The sequence below is a fragment of the Clostridium sp. CTA-5 genome (assembly GCF_054768135.1).
Window position 1 is genome coordinate 200,588 of record NZ_BAAAAT010000002.1, and the last position, 26,281, is coordinate 226,868.

Consider the following 26,281-nt stretch of genomic DNA (forward strand, 5'->3'; position numbering starts at 1 on the left):
ATAAATAACTAGTTAAAACTAAAACATATACATCTTTCGATTGTACCTTATGTATAGTATAGCCTCATACTTATATTTTGGCAACATTGGCCAAAAATCCTCTCAGTTTACATTAGGTCTCTTTATTACAAAAGATAAATTTTAAGTAAATGTTGATATTTTAGTATAAGGGCGAACTGGCATTGGAATTTGCTTTTTAGAACTCTTAATGAAGGTTTGTCAAATTATCTGCTTGTCACAATCTTTGATTGGGAACATGCATTAATTGGACTAATCTTTATTTTAGAGTTCTTAAAGTAAATTCCTCTGTCCATGAGCTTTATACTACAATATCAACATGTTTTTTTAACATATCGTAATTATAAAGTATTTTTAACTCTTCCAGTACCATCTATTTGTAAATCCACATCAACTTCTAACTCTACTTTTGATAAATAATCTGGTTCTTCCTCATATCCATATTTTTTATTAAGCAAGTTTAAAACTTCTAATATATCAATATTTTTTTCTTTATATTCTTCAAAAACTTGTTTAGTATGAAGTTTTATGCTTTCCTCTTCTAATCTTTTTAATTTATCTAAAAGCTCAGAATTTATTAAAAGCTTACTTTGAGATTCTGCTATATTAGTTTTTAACTTAATCTTTTTCTTTAAAATAATCTTATCATCATTGTATGTTACAGATGTACCAGTTCTAGCTTTAAGAATATTTAATGTTATAAAATCATTTTCTGTTTCTTCATTAACAATTTCTAAACTTCCAGTTCTAACATTATTTATTAATAAATTATAGCTTAACGCATTTAAATTATCTATTTTACCAACCATTCTATCATTTTGTATTACAGTTCCACCATTAAGTTGTATTTTCTTATCTAAAACATCCTCTTTTAAATCTATTGATGTCATCATAGCAATATTATTAGGCATTAATCTTTTAGCCATATAATCATTAGTATTAGATTGTATAACCTTAGGAGTATTTTTATTTTTTTCTATTAAATTATCTAGAAATAAACCTAAATATTCTTCATCACTTTTAGACATATCTAAAAGATGATTAATATCACCATGATATACAAATATATTTGGAGTTATAGGAAACTCTGGATCATTATTTATTAAATCTATATATTTTTTTATTCCGCTATTAACGGCATTTCCTGTAAAGATATATGCTCTATTTTGAGAAAAGTTTAAATTAAAACTAGAAACTCTATTTACATCCTTTATTGCTTCTAACGCTGTTTTTCCTTCACCTTTATAAAGTATTCTCTTTCCTTTATCAGCGCTTTCATTAGCATTTCTATATGCTTTTACGCAATCTAAATATAATACAACATTGGAATTTTTGTCTTCATCAAAAATAATGCCTGTGACAAAGGTTACTCTATTTATATCATTATAATTAAAACAAGAAATCATAGAAAGTGAAGATATAATTAATATTAAAATTATAAATATTTTTTTAATTTTCATCATCTCTCCCCTTTCCTATTATTGTTTTAGATATTCTGCTTATACGCCCTCTGAAAGTCACATCTTTAAACTTATATATTGAATTTGTTCCAACGGGGAATAAATATGCGTATCCTCCTGTTTCTAAATCAGCTATATTGGCTAATAAAATTATAAATCCTGTAAACAAACCAGGTAATCCAAAAACTGCACTAAAAATTGTAATTATAATAGACCATATTGAAACTGCTCCATAAATTTTAGGTATAAGAAAATAACTTAATGTACTTAATGCCACTATTATTATAGTTATTTTTGATGCTATTCCAGCTCCTACTGCTGCATCTCCTAATATTAAAGCAGCAACTATACTCATAGCTCCTCCAATTGGTTGTGGCAATCTTAATCCTGCTTCTTTTATGAGTTGAAATGCTAACATCATTATTATCACTTCAAGCCACGTTGGAAATGGTACTCCAGCCCTTGCAACTGCCAATCTAAATGTAAACATTGGAGTCAATAAAGAAAAATGATGTGTAACAGTTGCTATATATAAACCTGGCATAAATGTTGCTAAAAAAAACGCTACCCATCTTAATACTCTCATAAAATTTACAAACATTCTATTTAAATAATAATCATCTGGTGTTTGAAAATTTTCTAAAAAGAAACATGGTAATGTTATAACAAAAGGAGTCCCATCAACTAATACAGCTACTCTTCCCTCCATAATTTTAGATGCTACTTCATCAGGTTTTTCTGTATAACCTACAGTATCAAATAATGAATTTTTCTTTCTTAGTTTAGATTCTATATAATTTGTATCCAAAATAAAATCTAAATTCAACCCATTAATTGTATTTCTAACTTCATCTATTAAGTACTGTGGCGCTACTCCTTCTATATAAGATATACATACTACTGTTTGAGATTTTTCCCCAACATATATTGGTTCAAATTTCAAATCAGAATTTTTAATTTTTCTTCTTATTAGAGAAATACTGTTAACAAATAGTTCATTAAATCCTTCCCTAGGTCCTTTAAGTACTGATTCAGTTAATGGTACACCAATTCCCCTTGTAGGAAACCCCTTAACTTCACAATAAATCATCTTCTCTTCATCTTCAAAAGTTAATACAATATCACCAGATAATATATGTAATACTGCATCATCCATGTCTTTTACATAATCAGCTATGTTGATTTCTAATACCTTTGTAACAACATCGTCTATAGTGTTACATTCATATTGTTTATTTTTTAAAGGACTTACAATATAATCACTTATAAACTGTGAATTACACAAAGTATCAATAAATACCAGCGTCGCCTTTCCTAATTTAGTGTCAATTTCTCTGTACTTTGCATCAAATGCTTTTTCAAAACGTTTTTTTAAATAATTTAAATTTTTATTCATAATACATCACCTGAAGATATTATCTCTCTATACATGGTTTAATATTCATTTTTTTGTTAATACTAAAACAGAGGTATTATTTTGAAAAATAATACAAATAATATTTTTAATTTAGTATTTTATTATTTTTGTAAAATACTAGATAATAATTATTGATATACGCTAAAAAGGGAGTAATTTAAATGAAAAAAGATTTATCAAGCAAACATTTTATATTTTTAATATTAGCAAGTACTTTAATTAGCCTTAGAACTTATTGTTCTTTATTTATAAAATACGGCAAACAAGACACTTGGATATATTTGTTAATATCATTGTTAATTATGATATTATTTTTTTATTTTATTATTAATTCATCAATTAAAATGCAAAATCTCAATATAACCGATTTATCAAGTTCATATATGCCTAAGTTTCTATCGAACTTTTTCATATTTTTATTTGCTATAGGATTATTCTTAACCTCTGTGGAAAGTACCTCTACAGAATCAAATTTTGTATATACATCTTTCTTTCTCGAAGCTCCTGTTTGGTGTTGTATAGTATTATTTTTAATACCTACTTTTTATGTATTAACAAGAAAGTTTTCATCAATCTTAATATTTATTATTGTTAGCTTTTCGTTTTTATTAGCTAATGATGTAGTACTTGGAGTTTTAGTTGAGTCCTATAAAAACTATAGTTATATCCTTCCAATAATGCATGATGCATTAAATTTAGATACACTTAAGTGTATTGTTTTATTAACAGGATCTTTATCCTCAATTTCAATAACAATTCCTTATTTAATGTTACTAAATAATAAAGATAAATTAAAAAAACATGCATTTACTGGAATAATTTTATGTTCAGTAATATTACTCTTTTCTATGATAGGTGTAATTGCTTCTTTAGGTGTAGAAAGAGCTGCAAACATCTTTTATTCAGGCTTTATACAATCTCAAAGAGTAAAAACATTAGAGTTTGTAGAATTTGGTCAACTTTTTTACATTTTTAGAATAGTTATAAGTTTTTTTATTAAGTATATTTTGTGTAGTTATGGTATATACTTATTGTATAGAAATAAGATTAAAAATAAAAAAATATATTTTTCTTTGTTTACTATAGTAGTTTTTATAATATCTTATATAATTTCAAATAATAATTATATTTTGTTTAATTCACTAAGATATTTTCAAGTAATTTCGTTAATACTATTATTGATAGTACCATTATTAGGTTATATTATAATGTATACACAATATAAAAAAAATTCAAAGAAAAAATTAATAAAGTGAGTATTTTATTCTATAAAATACAGTTATTTAATCGTTTTATAAAATTTATTCAATTAAAATTTTAAATATTGTATTAAAACATATATATGTTATAATAAATTTAAAAGATAATAGGTGATTCTCGATGATAATTTCCCGTTCCTTCTCTATTTATAAGGTTGGAGTTATCAAAGTCAATTAGCCCTATAAATTTAAGGAGGATTTCAATATGGAAGATAAGAAAATAATGTGTAAAGATTGTGGAAAGGAATTCATTTTCACAGTTGGAGAACAAGAATTCTACAAAGAAAAAGGATTTGAAAATGAACCAGTAAGATGTCCTGATTGTAGAAGAGCTAGAAAAGCTGATAGAAATAACAGAAGATAGTTATTTTTATATTAAAAAGTTCTTTATGAATTAAATTCATAAAGAACTTTTATTATTTCAACTATATTTTAAATGATTATTAAGGCACATTCAAAAAAATAATAAACCAGTATACCGGTATATTTAATCTATTATTTTATTTCATTTACCTAAAATCCAAAGCATCATCTAATTAAAAACTGAGTTTTTAGCTTTTATTAATATAGTACTTAATGGTATTGCAATTACTATTCCAGTTCCAACTTGTATTATATTTCCTAATATATCTTTAGATGCATATATTAGACCTTGAAGAAATCCTGATTTTTCTGTCAAAAAACCCGCCATAATTGTACCAGCAAAGAAATAGCCTATAACCATAAATAATCCACTAATAAAAAATGCTATTATATAACTAAACACTGCATTATGACTTTTCATTCTTTCTAAAATAGTTCCTGCAAGGTATGCCATTAACCCCTTAATTATTAAAGTAAATGGTGCCCATAAATAATATCCTCCTAACACATCAACAAGAAACATCCCTAATGCGCTAGAAACTGCCCCTTTATTTTTACCAAGTACTATTACTGATAAAAATACCATACAATCACCAATGTGAACAAATCCTCCAACAGAAGGAATTTTAATTATACTACCAGCTAAGTATACTAAAGCTATCATTAATCCCATTAATACTAACTCTTTAGTATTTAATTTTTTACTTCCCATAATTTTTGCCCCCTTAATAATAATTTCTAAGGATATTATATTCAAAAATTATGCTTCATTCAAATATATCGATACAATTTTTGTTGTAGTAAATTCCCCTTTCTATAAACTTTATCCGATAGCTAGTATCTGTAATTTCATAACATCTACACGCTCCTGGATAACGACTTCTAACCCTTCATTTAAAGACAAGCTTTTTCTGAAGGTTAAGAATTCTGTTTATCCGATAGCTAGTATCTGTAATTTCATAACATCTACACGCTTCTGGATAACGACTTCTAAGTCTCAGTTAAAGACAACCTTTATCTGAGACTTAGAATTTTATTTATACTACAATATCAATACTATATTAAAGTTTATTTATTATTCTTTTATAAATACTTTCTACATAGCTAAAATTATCTTCTAAACTATAGTTATCAATAACAAATTTTCTTGCATCTCTTCCCATTTTTTCTCTTAATTCTTTATTCTTAACCAGTTCATCTATTCTATCTGTAAGTTCAGATACTGAACCTTTTTTAGCAACTAAACTAGTAACTCCAGGTTTTGTTGACTCCATTAATCCCCCTACATCTGAAACAATTACTGGTGTACCACAAGCCTCTGCTTCCACTGCTGCAACCCCAAAACTTTCACTATCTAATGTTGAAGGAAATACTGCCATATCAAAATTTTGAAATTCTTTTATAACATTTTCTGGCTTAACAAATCCTAAAAATGTAACATCATTTTCTATACCAAGTTTCTTTGATAATTCTTTTAAGTATCCTTCTTGACTTCCCTTTCCCCCAATTCTTAATTTAAGCTTTAAATCCTTATTTCTATCTTTGACAGCTTTAAATGCTTTAACTAAATATTGAACTCCATATTTTTCTTCTAATGTTTTAATCGTTCCAATTATAATTTCATCTTTATCTATTCTATTTGGTACAAATTTATTGATATCAACTCCAAAAGGTGTTACTTCAATTGCTTTATTAGTATACTTTTCAGTTTCCTTTTTCATAACATTACTTGTTGATAAAATATAATCAGCCTTTTTTAAATTATATTTTATTATAAATTTATGTAGTGGAGATTTTATAGGGAAATCATAAACATCACTACCCCAAACTGAAATCACATATGGGTGATAATTAGTTAATGCTCCTAATAAACCATAACTACTAGCATAATGAGCATGAAGTATATCTGGTTTTATTTCCTTAACTAATTCCTTTACCTTTGTAAGCTTTTTTAAATATCCCATTTTTGTTTTATCAGAAGCCTTTTTCATAACAGCATCATCTACATCTAAACAATGTACTGTAACTCCCTCATATTCACCTTTTCCAAGTGATATAACATGAATATCATACCCCTTCTTTACAAAATAATTTAACCATTTATGAGTATGAGCACTATTAATATCTGCTAAATAACATAATTTCATAATTTCAGCCTCCAAAACCTAAATACATTTTTCTATTTTGACTATGTTTTAAAACAGTGTTGATATTTTAGTATAAAGCTCACATGGACAGAGGAATTTACTTTAAGAACTCTAAAATAAATATTAGTCCAATTAATGCGTGTTCCCAATCAAAGATTGCTGACAAGCAATTAATTGTACAAATCTTCATTAAGAGTTCTAAAAAGCAAATTCCAATGCCAGTTCGCCCTTATACTAAAATATCAACATTTACTTAAAACATTATCTTTATTTTAACTATATCCATCTACAGTATTTTACAACCATTTTATCATATTACTTCTTATTAATCTATTATTCAGAGTATTATGTACAATATAACCTTCATTTTCCTAATAAAATTCTACTTATTTTTGTAATAATTGACTTCCTATTAAGCAAAAACTATAATATAAGTATTACTATCTACCTTAGAAAGAGGTGTTTTTCATGTCAGAAAATACAGTTGAAAAGAAAAAAGTTATCTTTAGTGGTATTCAACCTTCTGGTGATTTAACTTTAGGTAACTATCTTGGAGCTTTAAAAAATTGGGTAAAGCTACAAGATGAATTTGATACTTATTATTGTGTTGTAGATTTACATGCTATAACAGTACGTCAAAAACCTGCTGATTTAAGAAGAAGAACTTTAGAGTTATTATCTATATATTTAGCAGCAGGAATAGATCCTAATAAAAATACATTATTTATTCAATCTCATGTTTCAGCCCATGCAGAAGCTTCATGGCTACTTACTTGTAATAGTTATATGGGTGAACTTGGTAGAATGACTCAATATAAAGATAAATCACAAAAGTATGGTGATTCAATAGGTGCTGGGCTATTTAATTATCCAGTATTAATGGCAGCAGATATACTTTTATATAATACAGATTTAGTTCCAGTTGGTGCTGATCAAAAGCAACATTTAGAACTTGCAAGAGATATTGCTGCAAGATTTAATAGTACTTATAGTGATACATTTAAGATTCCAGATCCATATATTCCAAAAGCTGGTGCAAAAATTATGAGCCTTCAAGATCCATCAAAGAAAATGTCAAAATCTGATGAGAATCCTAATGGCTTTATATTAATTATGGATCCACCTGATGTTATAAGAAAGAAAATTAATAGATCTGTAACTGACAGTCTTGGTATTGTAAATTATACTGATGACCAACCTGGTGTTAAAAATCTATTAAATATATTAGGAACTATCAAAGGAGTAAATCCAGAATCTTTAGTTAGTAACTATGAAGGAAAAGGATATGCTGAATTAAAAAATGATGTAGCTGATGCTGTAATTGGAGAATTAACTCCAGTACAAGAAAAAGTAGCTGAATTCTTAAAAGACAAAACTAAGTTAGAAGAAATATGCAGTGAAGGTGCTAAAAAAGCTTCTTATATTGCTAATAAGACATTAAGAAAGATGCAAAAGAAAATAGGATTTATTCCAAAATCATTTTAAATAAAAATAGGAGCCAAAATTGGCTTCTATTTTTATTTCTGTATTTTACAATTTAATTATTATATATTTTATTTAATTTTTAATTAAAATATATAATGATAAATTTAATTTTTTCCATAAATTAATAAAATTATATTAGTATTTTTTATTTATATACGATAATTTAAAACAAACTTTTACATTATAATTCGCATCTGTAATATGTATTATTTTTAATCTCTTCTTCTTAGAAAACAGTATTTCCCCTATCTCTAGTTAAAAATTGTTAATTTTTTCTAACTATTAATAAAATTTTATCTTAATTAAATCGAGTTATTTTTCATATTAATAATGTCAGAATATTTGTTTAAAAAATATTTGTTTGAACTCAATTCCTATGGTAATATATTTCTATATTAACAATATTTGTATATACAGAAGTATACATTATACTTTTTATAAATGTTTTTATTTAGATTATCAAAAATTTGATTTATTTTAATGCATCCTTGTACTGACTACTTTATTCAAATTTAGCTAAGAAAACAAACCATTAGTTTTAAACATTGTTAGTCTTTATATTTTTAATGACATTTAGTATTGTACAAGCTATTAAATGTTATTAAAAGTTAATAAATTAACAATATTTAAATAAATAAAATTTAAGGAGGTTATATTTATGAAATTCTTAAGAGGAGTTATTGGTTATGCTTATCCTGGTTTATTTGTAGCACTTGTATGGGGAGATTATGTTAAGGCTTATGGAATAGCCGGAGGATTAGTAGCTTGTACTCTTATTATCAGTATCCTTTGGTACATGAATCATTATTTAGGATTAATAAAATTCGATGATAATTCTGGTTTTATTGACATGGGACTTGGTATAGGGGTTTGTTTATTTTTAAAACAAGCTTTTATCGAAAAATCAGTGCAACCTTTGGCAAATGGACTACCAACTCTTATTTGCGTAATGATTGGAGCTATTATTGGTGGATTTGTTGCCGGAATAATTGAAAAGGATTTTATGAAAGATGAAACACAAAAGATTAAAGATGAAAAAGCTGTTGAATTTAAAGAACTTGAAAAAGAAAACGTTTAAATTATAAGAATTAAGTAATTATCAAAAAAATATTGTTAGAAGGAGGATATTATTATGAGTACATCAATGGCTATACACACAATAGCTGGAGGCTTTATGCTTCCATTTCTTATAAGAATGACATGGGGAAAATTAGTTGATCAATATGGATCTATGGGTGGTTGGATAGCTGCTGCATTTGTTGTTGGATTAACATGGTGTTTAAATCACGGTACTGCATTTCCTTTAATTCATCAAACTGGAGCTTGGGTTGATCAAGGAGTTTCAGTTGGTGTTGGCGTATTAACAGCAACTATTGTATTAGGTGGAAGCTTTAAAAAATGTATCCCAAACATTCTTCAAGCCATTACTGGTGGTGCATTAGCTGCATTTATAGCTTCACTTGTTCTTGCTGTCTAAAATTACTTTCATGAAAAAAGATATGATATAAACTCAAAAAATATTGGAGCATTTTTTGAATTTATCATATCTCTTTATAAAAATTATTTAGAACTTATATATAGGTTGTCTCAAATAAATATTCTAAGTTTTAAAATGGTATTAATGTAGTATAAAGTTTTTTTGAGACAACTACTATCCATTATATTTGATTTAAATTCTAAACATTTATTTAAGCTTAAATTGTTTTATTTCTTCTTCTAAGTCATCAGATAATTCTTTTAGTTTATTAGCATACTCAACAAATTCCTCTGTAGATTCTGAAACTTCTTCTGTAGATGCTGAAACTTCTTGAGCACCTGCAGCCGTTTGTTCTGTTATTGCTGATAGGCTTTCTACTTGACTTACAATATTATCTTTCTTGTTAGTTACCTCATTAACAGCTATTCCAATTTCCTCAATCTTATTAGTTAAATTATTTACTGAATTTATTATATCATTAAATATAGCTTGAGCTTTTAAAACTGATTCTTCTTGACTTTCTACTGCTTTATTAGTTTCTTCAACTTCCAGAGATGCTGTATCTACATTACTAGCTACTTCTTTTATTATTGTATCAATTTCTTTAGCTGAATCAGCTGTTTGTTCTGCCAATTTTCTTATTTCATCTGCAACAACTGCAAATCCTCTTCCTGCTTCCCCTGCCCTTGCTGCCTCTATTGCTGCATTTAATGCTAAAAGATTAGTCTGTTCAGTAATCTTAGCTATTGCTTCATTCATAAGTGCTATACTTTGAACACTTTTTACAACATTAGAAACTACTTTACTAACCTCAATAGTACTTACTTTAGTTGTATTTGATTTTTCAATAACCATTTCAATCATAGTAAGGCCCTTTTCACTTAAATCATTTGTATCAACTGCTAAAGAATTTATATTTTTTGTAGCACTATCAATTAAATTTATTTTACCTGATATGTCTTCCATATTAATAGCTAATACTTCAAGATTTTGTGCAGATTCAGTATTTCCTTTAGAAATTTGGGCTATCGTTTGAGATACTTCTCCAATAGATACTGATACAGTTTCACTCATGCATGCTAAATTAGTTGAAGTATCATTTACAGATTTAACTGATATATCAACCTTACCAATTAAATAAGAAATGTTTTCGAGCATTTCATTGAATGCATCACCAAGTTCTTCAAGTTCATCACCTGTTGAAATATTTATATTATCTGTAAAATCTCCATTTGCTGCATTTTTAATTACCTCTTTAATCTTATTGATATTTTTAGATAATTTAACAGCAAAATTTCTTCCTAAAATTATTACAAATATTAATAGTGCAAGTGCTGTTATAATTAAAATCAATTTATAGTTATTTTGTGATTTCATAAGCTCTGCTTCAGGTATCTTAAGTAATATTTTCCATCCAGTTACATGTGAAGTTGAAAAATTCACACTATCTACCTTATCTTTTTCACTAATTTTAGTAAAACCAGTATCTGAATTTAGTATGTAATTCCATTCCTGTTTTTTAGCTATATCTGAATTTCCTATTAACTCTTTATTCGTGTGGGCTATTACAGTACCTCTTTTATCTATAACTGCTAATTCCCCATTATCGCCATATTTAATATTCTCTATTGCATCAGCAATACTTGTTAATTTAAAGTCTATACATAAAGCACCTTGCATTTTACCATCTTTTATAATAGCCTTAGAAATTGTTGCTACATATTGTTTTGTTGCCATATCTACAAAAACATCTGTAAATACAAAATTTCCATTTGCCTCTTTAGCTCTTACATACCATTCATTTTTTGTATAATCCTTATCCTCAAAATTTGCATCAGGATATATAACGAATTTTTTATTATTTCCACTATAATAATATGCATTTTCAATATCTAAATTCCCATTTTTTAATAATTTTAAGTCTTCATATAAAGCATTATTATCAAGTTCACTATCATCAAAATTATGCCTAGTAATAATATGATTTAACATTGTTTCAGTGTTATTAATTTTTGCATTTATAGTTTCATCTATTGCTTGTCCTAAGCTTACTCCACTTTTCTTAAAATCTCTATCACTAGAAATTGAAAATTCCATTATAGATGTTATTCCTAATACAAAAATAGGAATCGCTGCAACAATTATCATAATTGCTATTAACTTACTCTTAAGAGTTTTAAAATTTAATAATGAAACTTTGTTTTTAGATTTTATTTTGTTATCACTCATCAAATTCCTCCCTTTATTATTTTTAAATAGAATAATACATAATATTTTGGGTTTAATTCACAACCCGTTATAAACATTTCTAAGTCTCAGATATTTCATACTTTTTTTCAAATAATTAAAAATATTAAATTTGATAAAAATGTATATATTGCAAATTTAAATGTACAATAAAAAACTATACAGTTCTTTAATTTATTGAATAATTCTTATTGAAACATATATAAACTAAATCTGATATTAAAAACTAAGTTTATATTAGTATTTTCGTTAATATATATATATTCTTGAATTTTTTGTCGTTTATAGTATTTTTTAAATTATAAGTATAAATTTTAGTAGAATATACTGTACATTGTTAATTCAAATTTTTCTACATAACCTTAGAGATCTTATCAGTCTTTCAATATTCAAAAATTCTATAATTTCTTGTACAAAAATAAAAAGATATGATTTAAACTCAGTATAAACTCATTAATTTATCACTGAATTAATCATATCTTTTTTGAATATAATTATTTACATATATCTTTATTTTAATCTATTATTCGAAATAAACATAATTTATAATAGAAAGATAAACTTTAATTAAAACATATCTTATTTTAATTTAAATTTTTGAATTTCTTTATTTAAATGTGAAGATAATTCTTTTAATTTATTTGCATAGCCAACAAATTCATCTGATGATGCTGCAACTTCTTCTGATGATGCTGATACCTCTTCTGTACCTGCTGCTGTTTCTTCTCCTATAGCTGATATATTTTGAACTTGATTCACAATATTATCTTTCTTTAAAGTAACCTCTTCTACTCCAGATGTAATTTTTTCTAATTTATTTGTTAAATCATTTATTGATGATAATATACTATTAAAAATTTTCTCTGCATTTAGAACTGATTCTTCTTGACTTTGTACTGCTTTACTAGTTTCTTCCACTTGATAAACTGCTCTATCAACATTTGTAGAAACATCCTTTATTGTTTTATCAATTTCTTTAGCTGATTGTGCTGTTTGTTCTGCTAATTTTCTTATTTCATCTGCTACAACTGCAAATCCTCTTCCAGATTCCCCTGCTCTTGCTGCTTCTATCGCTGCATTTAATGCTAAAAGGTTAGTTTGTTCAGTAATTTTAGCTATTGCCTCGTTCATAAATGCAATACTTTGTACACTTTCTGCAACTGTAGAAACTACATTACTAACATCAATTGTACTTTCTTTAGTTTGACTTGATTTATCCATAATAGTTTTTATCATTTCAAGTCCTTCTTTACCTAAATCATTAGTATTTATTGCTAAATTATTTATATTTTTACTTGCAGTATTAATTGTATTTATTTCTGTTGATACATCTTCTAAATTACTTGATAAAACTTCAAGATTCTTTGCAGACTCCATACTTCCCTTAGAAATCTCACCAATAGTATCTGCTACTTGAGAAATTGCTGATGACACTTCTTCACTCATACTAGATAAATTAACTGAAGTACTATTAACCTCTTTAATAGAATTATCAACATCATAAATTAATTTAGAAACATTTTCTTGCATATCATTAAAACTCATAGCTAGTTCTTCTAATTCATCACCAGTTGAAATACTTATTTGTTCACTAAAATCTCCAGTTGCTGTTTTACCTATTGCTTTTTTTATCTTAATTATATTTTTAGATAATTTAATAGAAAATACTCTTCCTAAGATTATTACAATTGTTAATAGTACAATTGCTGTCACAAATAAAACCATTTTATAATCACTTTGTGATTGTTTAAATTCTGCATCAGGAGTACCTAATAGTATTTTCCATCCAAATTTATCTAAAGTTGCAAAGTTAACCTCATATGGCGCACCATCAATATCCATAGTTATAAAATCTGCATCTGTATTTAATATAGTATTCCACTTAGAATTCTTTGTTATATTATTATCTCCTATGTATTCACTATTTGTATGTGCAATTACTGTACCTTTTTGATCATACATTGCTAAAATCCCATTTTCACCATATTTAATACTAGCTATTGATTTTGCAATACTACTTAAATTAAAGTCTACACATAAAATCCCACAAAATTTATTATCCTTAACAACAGTTTTAGAAATAGTAACTACATATTCTTTAGTTGTTATATCCTCATATACATCTGTTAGTCCAAATGTATCTTTTGCTTCCTTTGCTTTAACATACCAATTTCTTGTTGTATAATCAATGTCAGGCATTTCATCATAAGGATACATTAAAAATTTTTTACTATTTGCACTATAATAATAGGTTGTAATTATATCTTTATTCCCCTCTGTAAACAATTCAAAATCTTGATTTATTTTTTTATTTGATTCTTCTGAATCATCAAATTTATTATTATTTATTATATAATCCATACCCTCTTCTACAATATCAAATTTTGAATTTACATTTTCTTTAACTGATTGTCCTAAACTAATCCCGCTTTTTTCAAATTCTTTATTGCTTGAAATTTTAAACTCAGTAAGTGATGCAATACCTAATACTAATATAGGAATTGCTGCAATACTTATCATTATTGCAACTAATTTATTTTTAATTGATTTTAATTTAATATTTATTTTCTTGTCCTTTCTCATCTTAATAATCCCCCCCTTATTTTTTACACATTAATATTTTCGATATTTTTTTAATATACTTTAATAGTAATTAAAGGATTTGAAATAAAATTACAATATATTTATTATTAAATTAAAATATATTGTAAAATATTATCATGCCTCTCTTTGTTAATTAAAAGTATATATATTAACATTAAACATTTTTAGTTTAAATCTTTAAAACTTTATAAAAATATATTTTTATAAATACATACTTTCACTTACAGACAAAAGTAACTACTCCGCATTTTAATTTGCACTTCAAAGAATACTCATTACTAAAGTCTATTAGATTTCAGACTGCAAAAATTCTATATATTACTGTAGATTAAAAAAGAGATTATTTTAAATTTCTAAATTTAAAATAATCTCTTTATATATTAAATATTTTTTATTTTTCCCAAGGTTTTGTATTTAAATATTCAATAAAACTTTCTCTTAATTCATCTTTCTTTAAAGCAAATTCTATTGTAGCTTGTAAAAATCCAAGTTTATCTCCAACATCATATCTTTTTCCTTCAAAGTTATAAGCATACATAGCTTCTTGACTAATTAATGTTTTTAATGCATCTGTTAATTGTATTTCTCCACCTTTGCCTGGTTTTGTATTTTCTAATATATCAAATATTTGAGGAGTTATTATATATCTTCCTAAAATAGCAACATTACTAGGTGCTTCTTCAACTGATGGTTTTTCAACTAAATCTTTAACTTTATATACATTATCCTCTATATGAATTCCATTAACTATTCCATATTTTGATACGTTTTCTTCTGGTACAGTTTGAACTCCTAAAATAGTTGTATTATATTCATTAAAACAGTTAATTAATTGTTTTAAGCATGGTGTTTTACTATCAACAACATCATCACCTAGTAAAACTGCAAATGGTTCATTACCTACAAATGTTTTAGCACAATGAATAGCATGACCTAAACCTCTAGGTTCTTTTTGTCTTATGTAATGGATATCAACCATGTCCGAAATATCTTTTACTAATTCTAGTAATTCTTCCTTACCTGATTTCTCTAATTCTAATTCTAATTCTATTGATTTATCAAAATGATCTTCGATACATTTTTTATTTCTTCCTGTTATAATAAGTATCTCTTCAATACCAGATGCAACTGCTTCTTCAATTATATATTGAATTGTTGGTTTATCAACTATAGGAAGCATCTCCTTGGGTTGAGCTTTAGTTGCTGGTAAAAATCTTGTTCCAAGTCCAGCTGCTGGAATAATCGCTTTTTTAACTTTCATTTTATATCTTCCTCTCACATAAAGTTATGATAATCTACCTAGTCTCTATACCTATTTTTATATTATGCTTAATAAAGGAAATCTTTTAACACTAACTAGAGATTAGATGACTTTTAACAATATTATACTCTTATGTTATCACATATTTAGTAATGTGTTAATATGTAACACGAACTCTTTATATGTAGTTGATCAAATATTAAATATTTTAATATTTTTTTAATAATTTCATAAAAATATACCGCTTTCATTATGCTTTTTATTTAAATTTCTGGTCATATATTGATATTCTTTGTTGATGATATGTTCATGTTGTGTTAATATCTAAAGTGCCACTTTATTGATAGACAGGCATCTAAATAATAATCTTTAATTTTAAGTGATTATTTAAATTAAAGATTATTATTTATGATTATATATATTTTGTTTCAATTTATAGAAACAAATACTTACTAATATATCAAATATTCGATAAAAGATTTAAATTAGTATTATATTTTCAAAAATTTAAGGAGGAAATTATATATGAAAAAAAGTACAAAAGATATAATTATAATAGGCTTTGCTTTATTTGCTATGTTTTTTGGTGCAGGTAATTTAATATTCCCACCATTCTTAGGTCATATGATTGGTGATCAATATATTTTAGGAATTATAGGATTTGTATGTACTGGAGTAGGATTGCCACTCCTTGCTATAATATCTGCAACCAAAGGTGACGGTACATTTGAAACAATGGCTTCTAAAATAGGTCCAAAATTTGCAGTAATTTTCGCTACAATACTATTTATAACAATAGGTCCAATGTTAGCAATTCCAAGAACTGCTGCAACAACTCATGAATTAACTATAAGTCCTTTGATACCTGGGCTTAATCCACTTGTTTCAATGGTAATATATTTTGCAGTAAATTTATTATTTGTAATAAAAAGATCTTCTATAATAGATACTATAGGTAAATATCTTACCCCTATGTTAATACTTATATTAACATTCATAATTATAAAAGGAATAATATTCCCTATAGGACATGTAACTTCAACTGGAGCAACTTCTGTATTACCTTCTTCATTTATAGAAGGATATCAAACAATGGATGCTTTAGCTGGATTATTATTTGCCACAGTTATTACAACTACATTAAAAGAAAAAAAGTATTCTGATAAAGAATTACTTCCTATGACTTTAAAATCAAGCGGTGTTGCTGTAATTGGTTTAGCATTCATTTATGGTGGCTTAATGTTTTTAGGTGCTCAAACAAGTGGACTTGAAATTGCAGATTTATCTAAAACAAGTTTACTATTATTAATTTCAAATACTATATTAGGTAATATTGGTACTACTATAATCGGAATTGCTATTGGACTTGCTTGTTTAACAACTTCTATAGGATTATTAACAGCTGGTTCTGCATTCTTTGAAAAAGTATCTAATGGGAAACTACCTTATAAGATAAATGCAGTTGTAATTTCATTAATAAGTATTGTAATTGGTTCTCTTGGTGTTGATAAAATAGTTAAGATATCTGGTCCAATTTTAAATATTTTATATCCTGTTACTATAACTTTAATCGCTACAACATTAGCAAATAGATTTTTAACAAATATAAAAGCTGTAAGAGTTGGAATTTATACTTCATTAGTATTTGGTATACTTGAAATACTACCTTTTATTGACTTAAGTTTTATTCCTCTTGCAAAATCAGGATTTTCATGGCTTATTCCAACTATAATTTCTATATTAATAGGATATATTATATTTCCTATGTCAAAACAAAAAGTAACTAACTTATGCTAAAAATTTTACTAAGTAACGTTTTAATTAGTAACTAAAAATAAATAATTTATATAAAAATTATACTTTCTAAATATAGATAAAAAGGCTGAAGAAAAGAACTCATCTTTCCTTCAGCCTTTATTTTGAGTCCGTTTTAAATAAATATTGCTAGTGTAGTAATAAGGGCGAACTGGCATTAGAATTTGCTTTTTAGAACTCTTAAGTGAGAGTCAAAATTTTATATTTTGATACTAAGACTTGCTCAGCGAATGTACATGAGTCGAGTTTCCTTTTAGTCTTACAATTAATTGCTTGTCAAAAGTGAGAATCCAAATTTTATATTTGGTTCTTCGAACTTTCACAGAGTACAATCTTTGATTGAGAACATGCATTAATTGGACTAAGCTTTATTTTAGAGTTCTTAAAGTAAATTCCCCTGTCCACGTGAGCTTTATACTACACTAACAATTATGTTAAAACAGACTCTTTATTTAATTATTTTCTACCCTTGAAATCATCTTTCATATCTAATGTACTGAAGTTTTCATATGGGAATTGAACAGGCATTCCTGTCTTTCTTGATTTATATGCAGCAAGAATTATTGACATAGCCTTCTTACCTTCTTCTCCTGATATTAAAGGTTCTCTATCATTATTTATAGCATCAATTACATCCTTAAATAATGGAGTATGGCCTTCACCATAAACATTATCTATCTTTACATTTACAGCTTCTTTAGCAGCTTCTTCGTCTTCACCTTCAAATCTCCAAGTCTTAAGTTCATTAACAGCAAGACCACCTATGACAGCTGCTCCTGTTTCTCCAAATATACTTAAAGTTTCTTCTAAATTCTTTGGATAAACACAAGCTGATCCTTCTATAATTCCAATAGCACCATTTTTAAATCTTACAATGATTGCTCCAAAATCTTCTGCTTCAATATCTCTTAAATAAGTATCACATTCAGCATATACTCTTTCAACTTCTCCACCCATCATCCATTGAAGTAAGTCAATATTATGTATACATTGATTCATTAATGTACCACCATCTAATTCCCAAGTTCCTCTCCAAGGTGCTTGTTCATAATAGCCCATATTTCTATTCCAAAGTATTCTTGCAGTACCATTAATTAATCTTCCAAATTTATTTTCTTCAATTGATTTTCTTAATTTTTGTATTGGCTTATTAAATCTGTTTTGATGACACACAGCAAGTTTTACATTGTTTTCTTTAGCTACTTTAATCATTTCATTTGCATCATCAATAGACATAGCCATTGGTTTTTCTATTAAAGCATTTATACCTTTTTTCATACAGTATATAGCTATTTCAGCATGATATCCACTTTCTGTTGCTATAGTAACAACATCTATGTCTTCTTTTTCTATCATCTTTTTATAATCTTCATAAGCATGAACAGCATCGTTAGCTGCTCCAACTTTTTCTATATACTCAGCTTTTTTAGCTTCAGCTTTTTCTAAAACTACATCACATGTTGCAACTAATTCAGCTTCTCCAATATTTTTAGCTAATGCTTCTACATGTTTATAAGAAATTCTTCCACAACCTATAATAGCAAATTTTAATTTTTTCATAATAATCTCACCCGGCCTCTTTCTTTTATTTTATGTTTAGCTATATTAAAAAACTATTACTATTATAGTATAAACTTTAAATATAGCTTTAATTTTAGTATTTTTTTAATGTTCTTATTTAACTATATACACTTTAATATAGTCTTAAGTATTATGTAAATATCAAAAAAGATATTACTTTTCTTTATATACTCTAAATTTAATGCTAACTTATCTGGCATAATTGTGTTTATATAAAATTCTTCTGGATTTTCAGCTTTTCCAAGAAGTTCATTTTCATCTTTATATCTTATTGATGCTAAGTCAGTTATACCTGGTTTTACTTCAAACACTTGTCTTTGATCTTGATTATATAATTTAACATATCTAGGCACCTCAGGTCTTGGTCCTACAAGACTCATCTCACCTTTAAAAACATTAATTAATTGTGGTAATTCATCTAGCTTATATTTTCTTAAAAATGCTCCAACTTTTGTAATTCTATTATCTTTTCCTACAGTAATTTGTTTTCCAAGCTTTTCTGCATCAACTACCATAGTTCTGAATTTTAAAATTTCAAACTCTTTTCCATCTTCTCCGACTCTTATCTGTTTAAAGAATACCGGACCATCTGAACCAGACTTTATTCTAAAAACTATTATAAGAAATAGTGGACTAAGTATTATAAGTCCTAAAGAAGAACATATAAAATCAAATATTCTTTTAATTATTTTATTAAACTTATTCATATATCTATCCTTTACTAAAATTATTTAGGCATATAAACGAAAATAACGAGTCCCAAATACCATGATTATTTTTCATTAGGCAAAAAATAAATTGGTCTCATAGCGATCCTATTAGGCAAATCTGCTGATGCAGTATAATGGAAAATAGGCTTGATATATGGACTTGTTATTTTTTTGATTATGCCTTAATTACATTTACTTAAGTGCATTTAAGAACTTTTCTGCTAATCCATGATAAGTATGATTTTCTAGTACATACTTATGACCATTATTACCCATAGCTACTTTTTCTTCATCTGATAAATTCTTAATTTTAAGAACTGCTTCTACTACAGCATCACTATCTTCAGCTGGAACAGAAATTCCACAGTTTGCATCAGTTACTGGATCATTTGAAGCTTCTATAGAATAAATTATCGGTCTAGCAGCTAACATATAATCAAATAATTTATTTGGACTAACTCCATACATAAATAATTTTTCTTTTCTTAAGCCAATATAACATATGTCTAATAATTTTAATACATTTTCCATATTGTCTTTTAATACTGGATCTAAAAATTCTACATTAGTTATATTATTGCTTTTTGCATACTTTATTAATTCATCTTTTATATTTCCATTACCAACTAGTATATATTTTATTTTTTCATCTTTAGTTCTTTTCGCAGCATCAAGCATAGTATCTAGTGAATTTGCTGGTGAATGATTTCCTGTATATCCGATTAAGAAATATCCTTGTTTTTTTAATTCTTGTAATCTTTCTATACTACTTTCCATAGGAGGATTTTTCTTTTCATCACTTATTATAATCCCATTAGGTACATTTACATAATTCTCTGTACTAAATCCTCTTTCCCTTATATGCTTATCTGCATTAGGTAAAATTGATATTATTTTATCTGAATTTTTAAATGCAAAATCTTCTGCTTTTTGAAGCATTACTATAGCTGGATTTTTTTCTGAATATCCTCCAATCTCCATAGGAGTTAATGGCCATAAATCATGTATTTCAAAAAATACTTTACCATTACTTCTTTTAGCTATTCTATGAGCTGGATATATATCTAAAGGATATGTTGAAGATGCTATAACTGCATCTGGTTTATATTTGTCAGCTAATTTTTTATAGTTCATTCTTAATTTATACATAAAAGTAGCTATATTTTTAACTCTTCCTAAACCATTACCTTTATATTCTGGAGTTTTTACCCATACATAAGTAATTCCATCAATTATTTCTTCTTCAAAATCATTTTGAACTGTAGGATTCTTCTTTCTTAAATGAGAAAAATCTGCACCAACAATCGTCACATTATGACCCATGTTAACCCATTCTCTCCCCATATAATATGGTCTAAATTCCATACCATGATAATCAGAACCCGCATAGTGGTTTATAAGCAAAATATTCATTTAAATTTCTCTCCTTAAATTAGGCATATGCAGAAAAATAACGAGTCCAAAATGCCTTAATTATTTTTCAATCCTCTTTGTTATTTTTTTACATAATTATATCATTTTATACTATTTTTCTTTATAATTCTAGTAGATTATAACATAAAAAAATTTTTATTTAAATCTATAAAAATTAAATAACTATTACAATAATAATAATCTTATAAAATAATAAAGTAATTAATCCAATTTTCAATTAACACTTAATAATCAACAGTTAAATTATAAATTTCCACTAATTTTTTAAAATATATTTTTGTTAGAAATTTAGACTCACATCTGTTAAATTAATTCAACAAATGTGAGTCTAGTTTCTTTTAATTATTTCTAAAATAAGTAATAAAATAATTTTTGTATAATGTTTTTTAATATTATCTTTCTTTATTATCATTTAATTGTTTATCTTTAGTTACATCTGAAACATTAGAAGCTTTGTCTATATTGTTATTATCTTTTATTTTATTCTTACTAGTGTTATTATTGCTACTATTATTGTTGTTATCATTATCTGCTTTCTCTTTATTCCTGTCAAAATCAAAATTTAATTTTGAATCTGGATTGATTACTAATCCATCATGTCCTAATATATACTCTTTACCATTTTCTCCAATAACAATTGCATCTTTTTGCATAGTTCCATCTTTATAAAAATAATACCAACCTTTTTCAGTTTTTAACCATCCTATTGCTTTTTCATCATTATCTTTATAGTAATACCATTCACCATTTCCTTTTCTCCATGCTGAATCATGTTCTCTATAATCATTTTCTTTAGTATCAGTAACATTAGATTTTTTATTGTTATCATATTTTGGTGTATTATCTTTTGATGTTGAATTATCTGTTCTAACTTCTTTAATATTTTTATTTTCTTCATTTTCATTGAATTTGTTTTTATTATTAGAAGCATAATTATTATATTCATTAATATTTTTATAAGTATTTTTTAATGTTAATTTATCATTATCAACTTTTAACTTATTTGTATTTTCTTGAAAATACTCAGCTAAATCGTAAACTGTATATCTATTTTTATTTTTTTTATTTTCTTTATCATGATTTTCTTCTTTAACTAATACATTTTCTGAATTAATCATATGAATACTTACTTTACTTTCATCACCATATATTTTAGGAGTTTCCATAAGCATATCAAATCCATTTTTTTCAAGTTTTGCTAGATATATTTTTTTTACACTTTTATCATCATCTTTTTTGATTAATATATATTCCTTATAAAAATTATCATATCCGTATAAAGTTATATTATCTAATTGCTCTGTAAATTTATCAGCTACGTCATATTGATTAATATTAATACCATCTTGAAATTTATCATTATAATCTAAACCTATATATGCCTTACCGCCTGAACAATATATATATTTATTGTTAAATTCTTTATTTTTCTCTATACTATTTTTATTTAAGAGTTTTATATCATCATATTTTTCTAAAGTAAAATTACTCCCATCAATATAAATTTCCTTTATTACATTATTGGGACACATAGCATAAAATTTTTTTGATATATCATCATAAAATACACCATCAATAATATCATCACTATTACTATTACATTGAAATTCATATTTATCATTATTATTTATATTACATAATATATACTTTTTGTTTTGTAGATTACCTTTAATAAATAAGTAATAATCACTTTTTCCAGAAACAGGATACCAACTTATATTAAATAATTCTTCATCTTCATCCTGAAAGAGTTTATATTCTTTTCCTGATTGCCAGTTAAAATATCCATCCTTCCCAAAAATTTTATCCCCATAAACATATAGTTCACAATTTAAATAATTATAAGGTAATTTTATGTCACACTCTTTAGTACTTCCATCCTTATTCAAAATAAAGATGTTATTATCATATATTTTTTTATTAATTGAATCATATTTCATTAAATATATATCGCCATCAGTGTAGCCTAATGGAACTTCTTCGTATTCATCACTAGTTTCATCTTTTATATCAACAATATTCTTTATATTATTAAAGCTAACATCAGAATTTAATACTTCAACCTCTTCATTACCTTTTTTTATATATTTTTGGTAACAAATACATGAAAATATAACCACTAGTAAAATTATAAAACTAAGTACTTTTTTCATTTTTTCCTCCCTATATTCAACATACATATAATAAAAATAATTATAAACCAAACTTATTACACAATTGTTAAATAATTTACTTTTTATTATGCTTTTTAAATCAAGGAGTTCTTTTATTTTTGACTATGTTTTAATAACTAAAAAAGTTGTCCACATTAAGCCTATTTTTAGTAGATTTTATTAATTGGCTATTATGTTGACAACTTTTATATATTTTATGAATTTTTTAATTTTATAGTTTATATTAAAGTAATTATAAAAACATTAATTAATCATTGCACCATCTGCACCTAAAACATATTTATTACCATTAGTTATTATAGTTGTATCCTTTTGCATTTCACCATCTTTATTACAATAATACCATTTACCATTATCTAGAACCCATCCGATCTTTTTCTCGCCTTTAGCATCCATATAATATGTTTTTCCATCTATAACCTTCTGACTATAAGTGACTATGTCCATGTTGTCTTCTGGTTCAGTCCTATTAGTTAACGCTCCATCTGCATTTAATACACAATCATTACCTTTTCCGTCTTTAACTGTTGTATTCTTTTGCATTATTCCCTTATCATTAAAATAGTACCATACTCCATTAATTTGATACCAGTCATGAGCTAGACGTTCGTTTTTTTCATCTCCATAATTATAACTCCAGTCGTCTCCTACTTGCTTCCACTCTTTTTGGCTCTTTTTATATGTTTCTGAACTATCATAAGTAACTTCTACTCCATCGATGATATCATATCCATGTTCGCCAACAAGTACTCCATTTTTATTTAACTTAACTTCTTTTCCAAGCTGATTTTTAACAGTTGTATCTTTTTGCATTTCTCCCTTCTCATTGTAATAATACATCTTATCTTTATCTTTAACCCAACCTGTTTTTTGTCCTGATGCATTTACATAATAGAACTTTCCAGTTTCAAACTTATTATTTACTCCATATTCCCAGTCAACTTGTCCTACTCCATTTGCATCAATCTTAACCTCAGTTTTATGATTAGGTCCTATAACAGTTGTATTTGTTGCCATTTCACCATTCTCATTAAAATAACGCCAAGCTCCTTTGCCATTCTCAGAGTAGTATACCCATCGATTTGTGTCTTTTGCACCCTCATGATAACTATAAGTATGTCCACTTTCTATTCTCATTCCATCTTTAATTTTATCATCTGCATTTGCAGGTAGGTTTCCCATTGCTAAAATACTTCCACAGACTAAAGCTCCTGCTATTAATTGGTTTAATATTTTTTTCTTCATTTTCAATTCCTCCTAAATATAATAAATATTTAATTTATACGATTGGTACAATCCTATAATAAACCTATTTTAGATACTTTCAATGCTTTTTACATTTTTGTAATGTTCTTGTAGTATCTATTTAACATGTATCACTTATTTAACAAATTTGTAACATCCATGTAATACTTTAATATAATTTTTGACCTAATAAATAGAAGGAGATTTCATCATTTTTTATATCATATTTTAAGTTAATCATGTTTTTTTGAGCTAGTTCATTACATAAATATAATCCTAATCCAGAACTCGAAATACTCTCTTCTAGCTTTCCATCAAATTGATTATATTTAATAAAAGGCTCTAATAAATTTTCAGAAATATTTTTTGGTATTGAAGAAATCTTATTTGTTATCTTAAATACAAAATTATTTTTATCAGTTTTTTTAAGAGAAATGAATATCTCTTTTCCTTTAGAGTGTTTTAGAGAATTATCAATTAAATTTAAAATTATATGTTCAATATCTTCTTTTATTGCTACTACAGTAATTTCCTCTATATTAATAACAAATTCCTTATTTAACCTTTTGCTTCTGTCAATTAATCTATCGCATATTTCTGTTATTAATATATTAAGTTTCACCTCTTGCTTCATCTCTTTTTTTCTAACACCGCATCTTGAAATTTCAAGAAGCTTCTGTATAAGCTCTTTTAATTTTTCACATTCCATCATCATTCTGTTAATAGATCTTTTTTTAAATTCCTCATCCATGTTATCTAACTCTTCTTCTTTTAATATTTGAAGATATCCATATATTGAAGTAACTGGAGTCTTAAGCTCATGAGTTGAATTATTGAAAAAATCTTTTGATATATTTTCTAATTTTTTCTTTTCCTCAATCATTTCATTAAAAGAATTAGTAACTTGTCCGATTTCATCTTTAGATTTCACTAAAATCTTATTAACCTCTTTGCCTTCTCCATATTTTTTCATCTGTCTACTAAGCTTTTTTAAAGGACTTATTATTTTGTTTATGAAATAATTTAGTGCTACTATTATTACTATTAAAAGAATAATTTGCGCTGCTATTATACTAGTCATTGTACTTTTAATGCTGTTATAATAATCATTATAGCTTTGTTGTATAATTAGACTTGAATCATATTTTCCATTAAGATAAATAGGGTATACATATGTACAAATTAGTCCATTTTTAATATTAAATATTATTACTGAACTTTTTCCTTTTGAACTTTTCAATATATTATTAATACTATTTTCAAATAATGTATTTCCTTTATAATCTATTACTTTATTATCAGCATCATATAATCCCACATAACAATCATAATTGTTGTTAACTTCATAAACAGTTTTATTTTTTACTTTAAGATCATCTTCAATAACCATAGCACTATATTTTAAAGTGCTTGTACTAAACTTTCTAATACTCTCCATATCACCTTTGATATTATTCTTTATATTTGTGTAAAAAGTCTTATATATAAAAATACTTAACCCAAAATTGAATATAATGAGGGCAAAAATAATTCCTATCATTATTTTTCCCTTCAGTGTTTTCATCATATTTTTCACTTCCTAAA

The 26,281-nt window shown here is 25.9% G+C and carries 19 protein-coding genes; 6 read left to right on the plus strand and 13 right to left on the minus strand.

Going from position 1 to position 26,281, the window contains the following annotated elements:
- Positions 1-359 precede the first annotated feature (359 nt).
- The gene (locus ACYUET_RS06225) at positions 360-1,478 is read right to left on the minus strand and encodes a Ger(x)C family spore germination protein (protein WP_460278444.1); all 1,119 of its coding nucleotides are present in this window, start codon (positions 1,476-1,478) and stop codon (positions 360-362) included.
- The gene (locus tag ACYUET_RS06230) at positions 1,468-2,874 is read right to left on the minus strand and encodes a spore germination protein (protein WP_460278445.1); all 1,407 of its coding nucleotides are present in this window, start codon (positions 2,872-2,874) and stop codon (positions 1,468-1,470) included. Before ACYUET_RS06230 ends, ACYUET_RS06225 begins: the two co-directional genes overlap by 11 nt.
- A gap of 182 nt (positions 2,875-3,056) precedes the next feature.
- On the opposite strand from ACYUET_RS06230, the gene ACYUET_RS06235 reads away from it, so the two are divergent.
- Both ACYUET_RS06235 and ACYUET_RS06240 read left to right on the plus strand, forming a co-directional pair.
- Positions 3,057-4,151, plus strand: a complete 1,095-nt coding sequence (locus ACYUET_RS06235) for a GerAB/ArcD/ProY family transporter (protein WP_460278446.1) — start codon at positions 3,057-3,059, stop codon at positions 4,149-4,151.
- A 208-nt stretch (positions 4,152-4,359) separates the two neighbouring features.
- Positions 4,360-4,518 (plus strand): zinc-ribbon domain-containing protein, encoded by a 159-nt coding sequence (locus ACYUET_RS06240; protein WP_460278447.1) that lies wholly within the window; start codon positions 4,360-4,362, stop codon positions 4,516-4,518.
- A 168-nt stretch (positions 4,519-4,686) separates the two neighbouring features.
- Here ACYUET_RS06240 and ACYUET_RS06245 read toward each other — a convergent pair whose 3' ends face one another.
- Entirely contained in the window at positions 4,687-5,229 is a 543-nt protein-coding gene (locus tag ACYUET_RS06245; protein ID WP_460278448.1) for an ECF transporter S component, read from the minus strand.
- Positions 5,230-5,578: 349 nt separating this feature from the next.
- The gene (locus tag ACYUET_RS06250; RefSeq protein ID WP_460278449.1) at positions 5,579-6,664 is read right to left on the minus strand and encodes a glycosyltransferase family 4 protein; all 1,086 of its coding nucleotides are present in this window, start codon (positions 6,662-6,664) and stop codon (positions 5,579-5,581) included.
- 468 nt (positions 6,665-7,132) lie between these two features.
- Here ACYUET_RS06250 and trpS point away from each other — a divergent pair, with 468 nt between their 5' ends.
- The 3 genes from trpS (at position 7,133) to ACYUET_RS06265 (ending at position 9,626) form a co-directional block, all read left to right on the plus strand.
- A complete protein-coding gene (trpS, locus tag ACYUET_RS06255) occupies positions 7,133-8,149 on the plus strand; it encodes a tryptophan--tRNA ligase (RefSeq protein ID WP_460278450.1) in 1,017 nt (338 codons plus the stop codon).
- Positions 8,150-8,807: 658 nt separating this feature from the next.
- The gene (locus ACYUET_RS06260) at positions 8,808-9,227 is read left to right on the plus strand and encodes a Lin0368 family putative glycerol transporter subunit (protein WP_460278451.1); all 420 of its coding nucleotides are present in this window, start codon (positions 8,808-8,810) and stop codon (positions 9,225-9,227) included.
- 54 nt (positions 9,228-9,281) lie between these two features.
- The gene (locus ACYUET_RS06265) at positions 9,282-9,626 is read left to right on the plus strand and encodes a Lin0368 family putative glycerol transporter subunit (protein ID WP_460278452.1); all 345 of its coding nucleotides are present in this window, start codon (positions 9,282-9,284) and stop codon (positions 9,624-9,626) included.
- Between the two features lie 207 nt (positions 9,627-9,833).
- Here the strand turns inward: ACYUET_RS06265 and ACYUET_RS06270 are convergent, their stop codons facing one another.
- The 3 genes from ACYUET_RS06270 to galU all read right to left on the minus strand — a co-directional run bounded on the left by ACYUET_RS06270 (position 9,834) and on the right by galU (position 15,738).
- Positions 9,834-11,855 carry a methyl-accepting chemotaxis protein gene (locus ACYUET_RS06270; protein ID WP_460278453.1) on the minus strand — a complete coding sequence of 674 codons (2,022 nt, stop codon included), beginning with the start codon at positions 11,853-11,855 and terminating at the stop codon, positions 9,834-9,836.
- A gap of 597 nt (positions 11,856-12,452) precedes the next feature.
- On the minus strand, positions 12,453-14,456 hold the full coding sequence (locus ACYUET_RS06275) for a methyl-accepting chemotaxis protein (protein WP_460278454.1): 2,004 nt from the start codon (positions 14,454-14,456) through the stop codon (positions 12,453-12,455).
- A 412-nt stretch (positions 14,457-14,868) separates the two neighbouring features.
- Positions 14,869-15,738: a UTP--glucose-1-phosphate uridylyltransferase GalU gene (galU, locus tag ACYUET_RS06280; RefSeq protein ID WP_460278455.1), complete on the minus strand. Its 870-nt coding sequence runs from the start codon at positions 15,736-15,738 to the stop codon at positions 14,869-14,871.
- Between the two features lie 525 nt (positions 15,739-16,263).
- Between galU and brnQ the strand changes: the two genes are divergently transcribed.
- Positions 16,264-17,535 (plus strand): branched-chain amino acid transport system II carrier protein, encoded by a 1,272-nt coding sequence (gene brnQ, locus ACYUET_RS06285; protein ID WP_460278456.1) that lies wholly within the window; start codon positions 16,264-16,266, stop codon positions 17,533-17,535.
- 474 nt (positions 17,536-18,009) lie between these two features.
- On the opposite strand, the gene ACYUET_RS06290 is transcribed toward brnQ, so the two are convergent.
- From ACYUET_RS06290 to ACYUET_RS06315, 6 genes are all read right to left on the minus strand, one after another.
- Complete coding sequence (locus ACYUET_RS06290) at positions 18,010-19,113, minus strand: Gfo/Idh/MocA family protein (protein WP_460278457.1); 1,104 nt, start codon at positions 19,111-19,113, stop codon at positions 18,010-18,012.
- Between the two features lie 122 nt (positions 19,114-19,235).
- The gene (locus ACYUET_RS06295) at positions 19,236-19,841 is read right to left on the minus strand and encodes a sugar transferase (RefSeq protein ID WP_460278458.1); all 606 of its coding nucleotides are present in this window, start codon (positions 19,839-19,841) and stop codon (positions 19,236-19,238) included.
- Positions 19,842-20,036: 195 nt separating this feature from the next.
- The gene (locus tag ACYUET_RS06300; protein WP_460278459.1) at positions 20,037-21,257 is read right to left on the minus strand and encodes a glycosyltransferase family 4 protein; all 1,221 of its coding nucleotides are present in this window, start codon (positions 21,255-21,257) and stop codon (positions 20,037-20,039) included.
- A 413-nt stretch (positions 21,258-21,670) separates the two neighbouring features.
- Positions 21,671-23,431: a cell wall-binding protein gene (locus tag ACYUET_RS06305; protein WP_460278460.1), complete on the minus strand. Its 1,761-nt coding sequence runs from the start codon at positions 23,429-23,431 to the stop codon at positions 21,671-21,673.
- A gap of 264 nt (positions 23,432-23,695) precedes the next feature.
- Positions 23,696-24,697, minus strand: coding sequence for an N-acetylmuramoyl-L-alanine amidase family protein (locus tag ACYUET_RS06310; RefSeq protein ID WP_460278461.1), 1,002 nt, complete (start codon positions 24,695-24,697; stop codon positions 23,696-23,698).
- A 169-nt stretch (positions 24,698-24,866) separates the two neighbouring features.
- The gene (locus ACYUET_RS06315) at positions 24,867-26,264 is read right to left on the minus strand and encodes a HAMP domain-containing sensor histidine kinase (RefSeq protein WP_460278462.1); all 1,398 of its coding nucleotides are present in this window, start codon (positions 26,262-26,264) and stop codon (positions 24,867-24,869) included.
- Positions 26,265-26,281: the final 17 nt, after the last annotated feature.

What these genes read in the sequence shown, in the direction of transcription:
- ACYUET_RS06225 (WP_460278444.1), bottom strand. Translation starts at nt 1,478, where the DNA reads ATGAAAATTAAAAAAATATTTATAATTTTAATATTAATTATATCTTCA.
- ACYUET_RS06230 (WP_460278445.1), bottom strand. Translation starts at nt 2,874, where the DNA reads ATGAATAAAAATTTAAATTATTTAAAAAAACGTTTTGAAAAAGCATTT.
- ACYUET_RS06235 (WP_460278446.1), top strand. Translation starts at nt 3,057, where the DNA reads ATGAAAAAAGATTTATCAAGCAAACATTTTATATTTTTAATATTAGCA.
- ACYUET_RS06240 (WP_460278447.1), top strand. Translation starts at nt 4,360, where the DNA reads ATGGAAGATAAGAAAATAATGTGTAAAGATTGTGGAAAGGAATTCATT.
- ACYUET_RS06245 (WP_460278448.1), bottom strand. Translation starts at nt 5,229, where the DNA reads ATGGGAAGTAAAAAATTAAATACTAAAGAGTTAGTATTAATGGGATTA.
- ACYUET_RS06250 (WP_460278449.1), bottom strand. Translation starts at nt 6,664, where the DNA reads ATGAAATTATGTTATTTAGCAGATATTAATAGTGCTCATACTCATAAA.
- trpS (WP_460278450.1), top strand. Translation starts at nt 7,133, where the DNA reads ATGTCAGAAAATACAGTTGAAAAGAAAAAAGTTATCTTTAGTGGTATT.
- ACYUET_RS06260 (WP_460278451.1), top strand. Translation starts at nt 8,808, where the DNA reads ATGAAATTCTTAAGAGGAGTTATTGGTTATGCTTATCCTGGTTTATTT.
- ACYUET_RS06265 (WP_460278452.1), top strand. Translation starts at nt 9,282, where the DNA reads ATGAGTACATCAATGGCTATACACACAATAGCTGGAGGCTTTATGCTT.
- ACYUET_RS06270 (WP_460278453.1), bottom strand. Translation starts at nt 11,855, where the DNA reads ATGAGTGATAACAAAATAAAATCTAAAAACAAAGTTTCATTATTAAAT.
- ACYUET_RS06275 (WP_460278454.1), bottom strand. Translation starts at nt 14,456, where the DNA reads ATGAGAAAGGACAAGAAAATAAATATTAAATTAAAATCAATTAAAAAT.
- galU (WP_460278455.1), bottom strand. Translation starts at nt 15,738, where the DNA reads ATGAAAGTTAAAAAAGCGATTATTCCAGCAGCTGGACTTGGAACAAGA.
- brnQ (WP_460278456.1), top strand. Translation starts at nt 16,264, where the DNA reads ATGAAAAAAAGTACAAAAGATATAATTATAATAGGCTTTGCTTTATTT.
- ACYUET_RS06290 (WP_460278457.1), bottom strand. Translation starts at nt 19,113, where the DNA reads ATGAAAAAATTAAAATTTGCTATTATAGGTTGTGGAAGAATTTCTTAT.
- ACYUET_RS06295 (WP_460278458.1), bottom strand. Translation starts at nt 19,841, where the DNA reads ATGAATAAGTTTAATAAAATAATTAAAAGAATATTTGATTTTATATGT.
- ACYUET_RS06300 (WP_460278459.1), bottom strand. Translation starts at nt 21,257, where the DNA reads ATGAATATTTTGCTTATAAACCACTATGCGGGTTCTGATTATCATGGT.
- ACYUET_RS06305 (WP_460278460.1), bottom strand. Translation starts at nt 23,431, where the DNA reads ATGAAAAAAGTACTTAGTTTTATAATTTTACTAGTGGTTATATTTTCA.
- ACYUET_RS06310 (WP_460278461.1), bottom strand. Translation starts at nt 24,697, where the DNA reads ATGAAGAAAAAAATATTAAACCAATTAATAGCAGGAGCTTTAGTCTGT.
- ACYUET_RS06315 (WP_460278462.1), bottom strand. Translation starts at nt 26,264, where the DNA reads ATGATGAAAACACTGAAGGGAAAAATAATGATAGGAATTATTTTTGCC.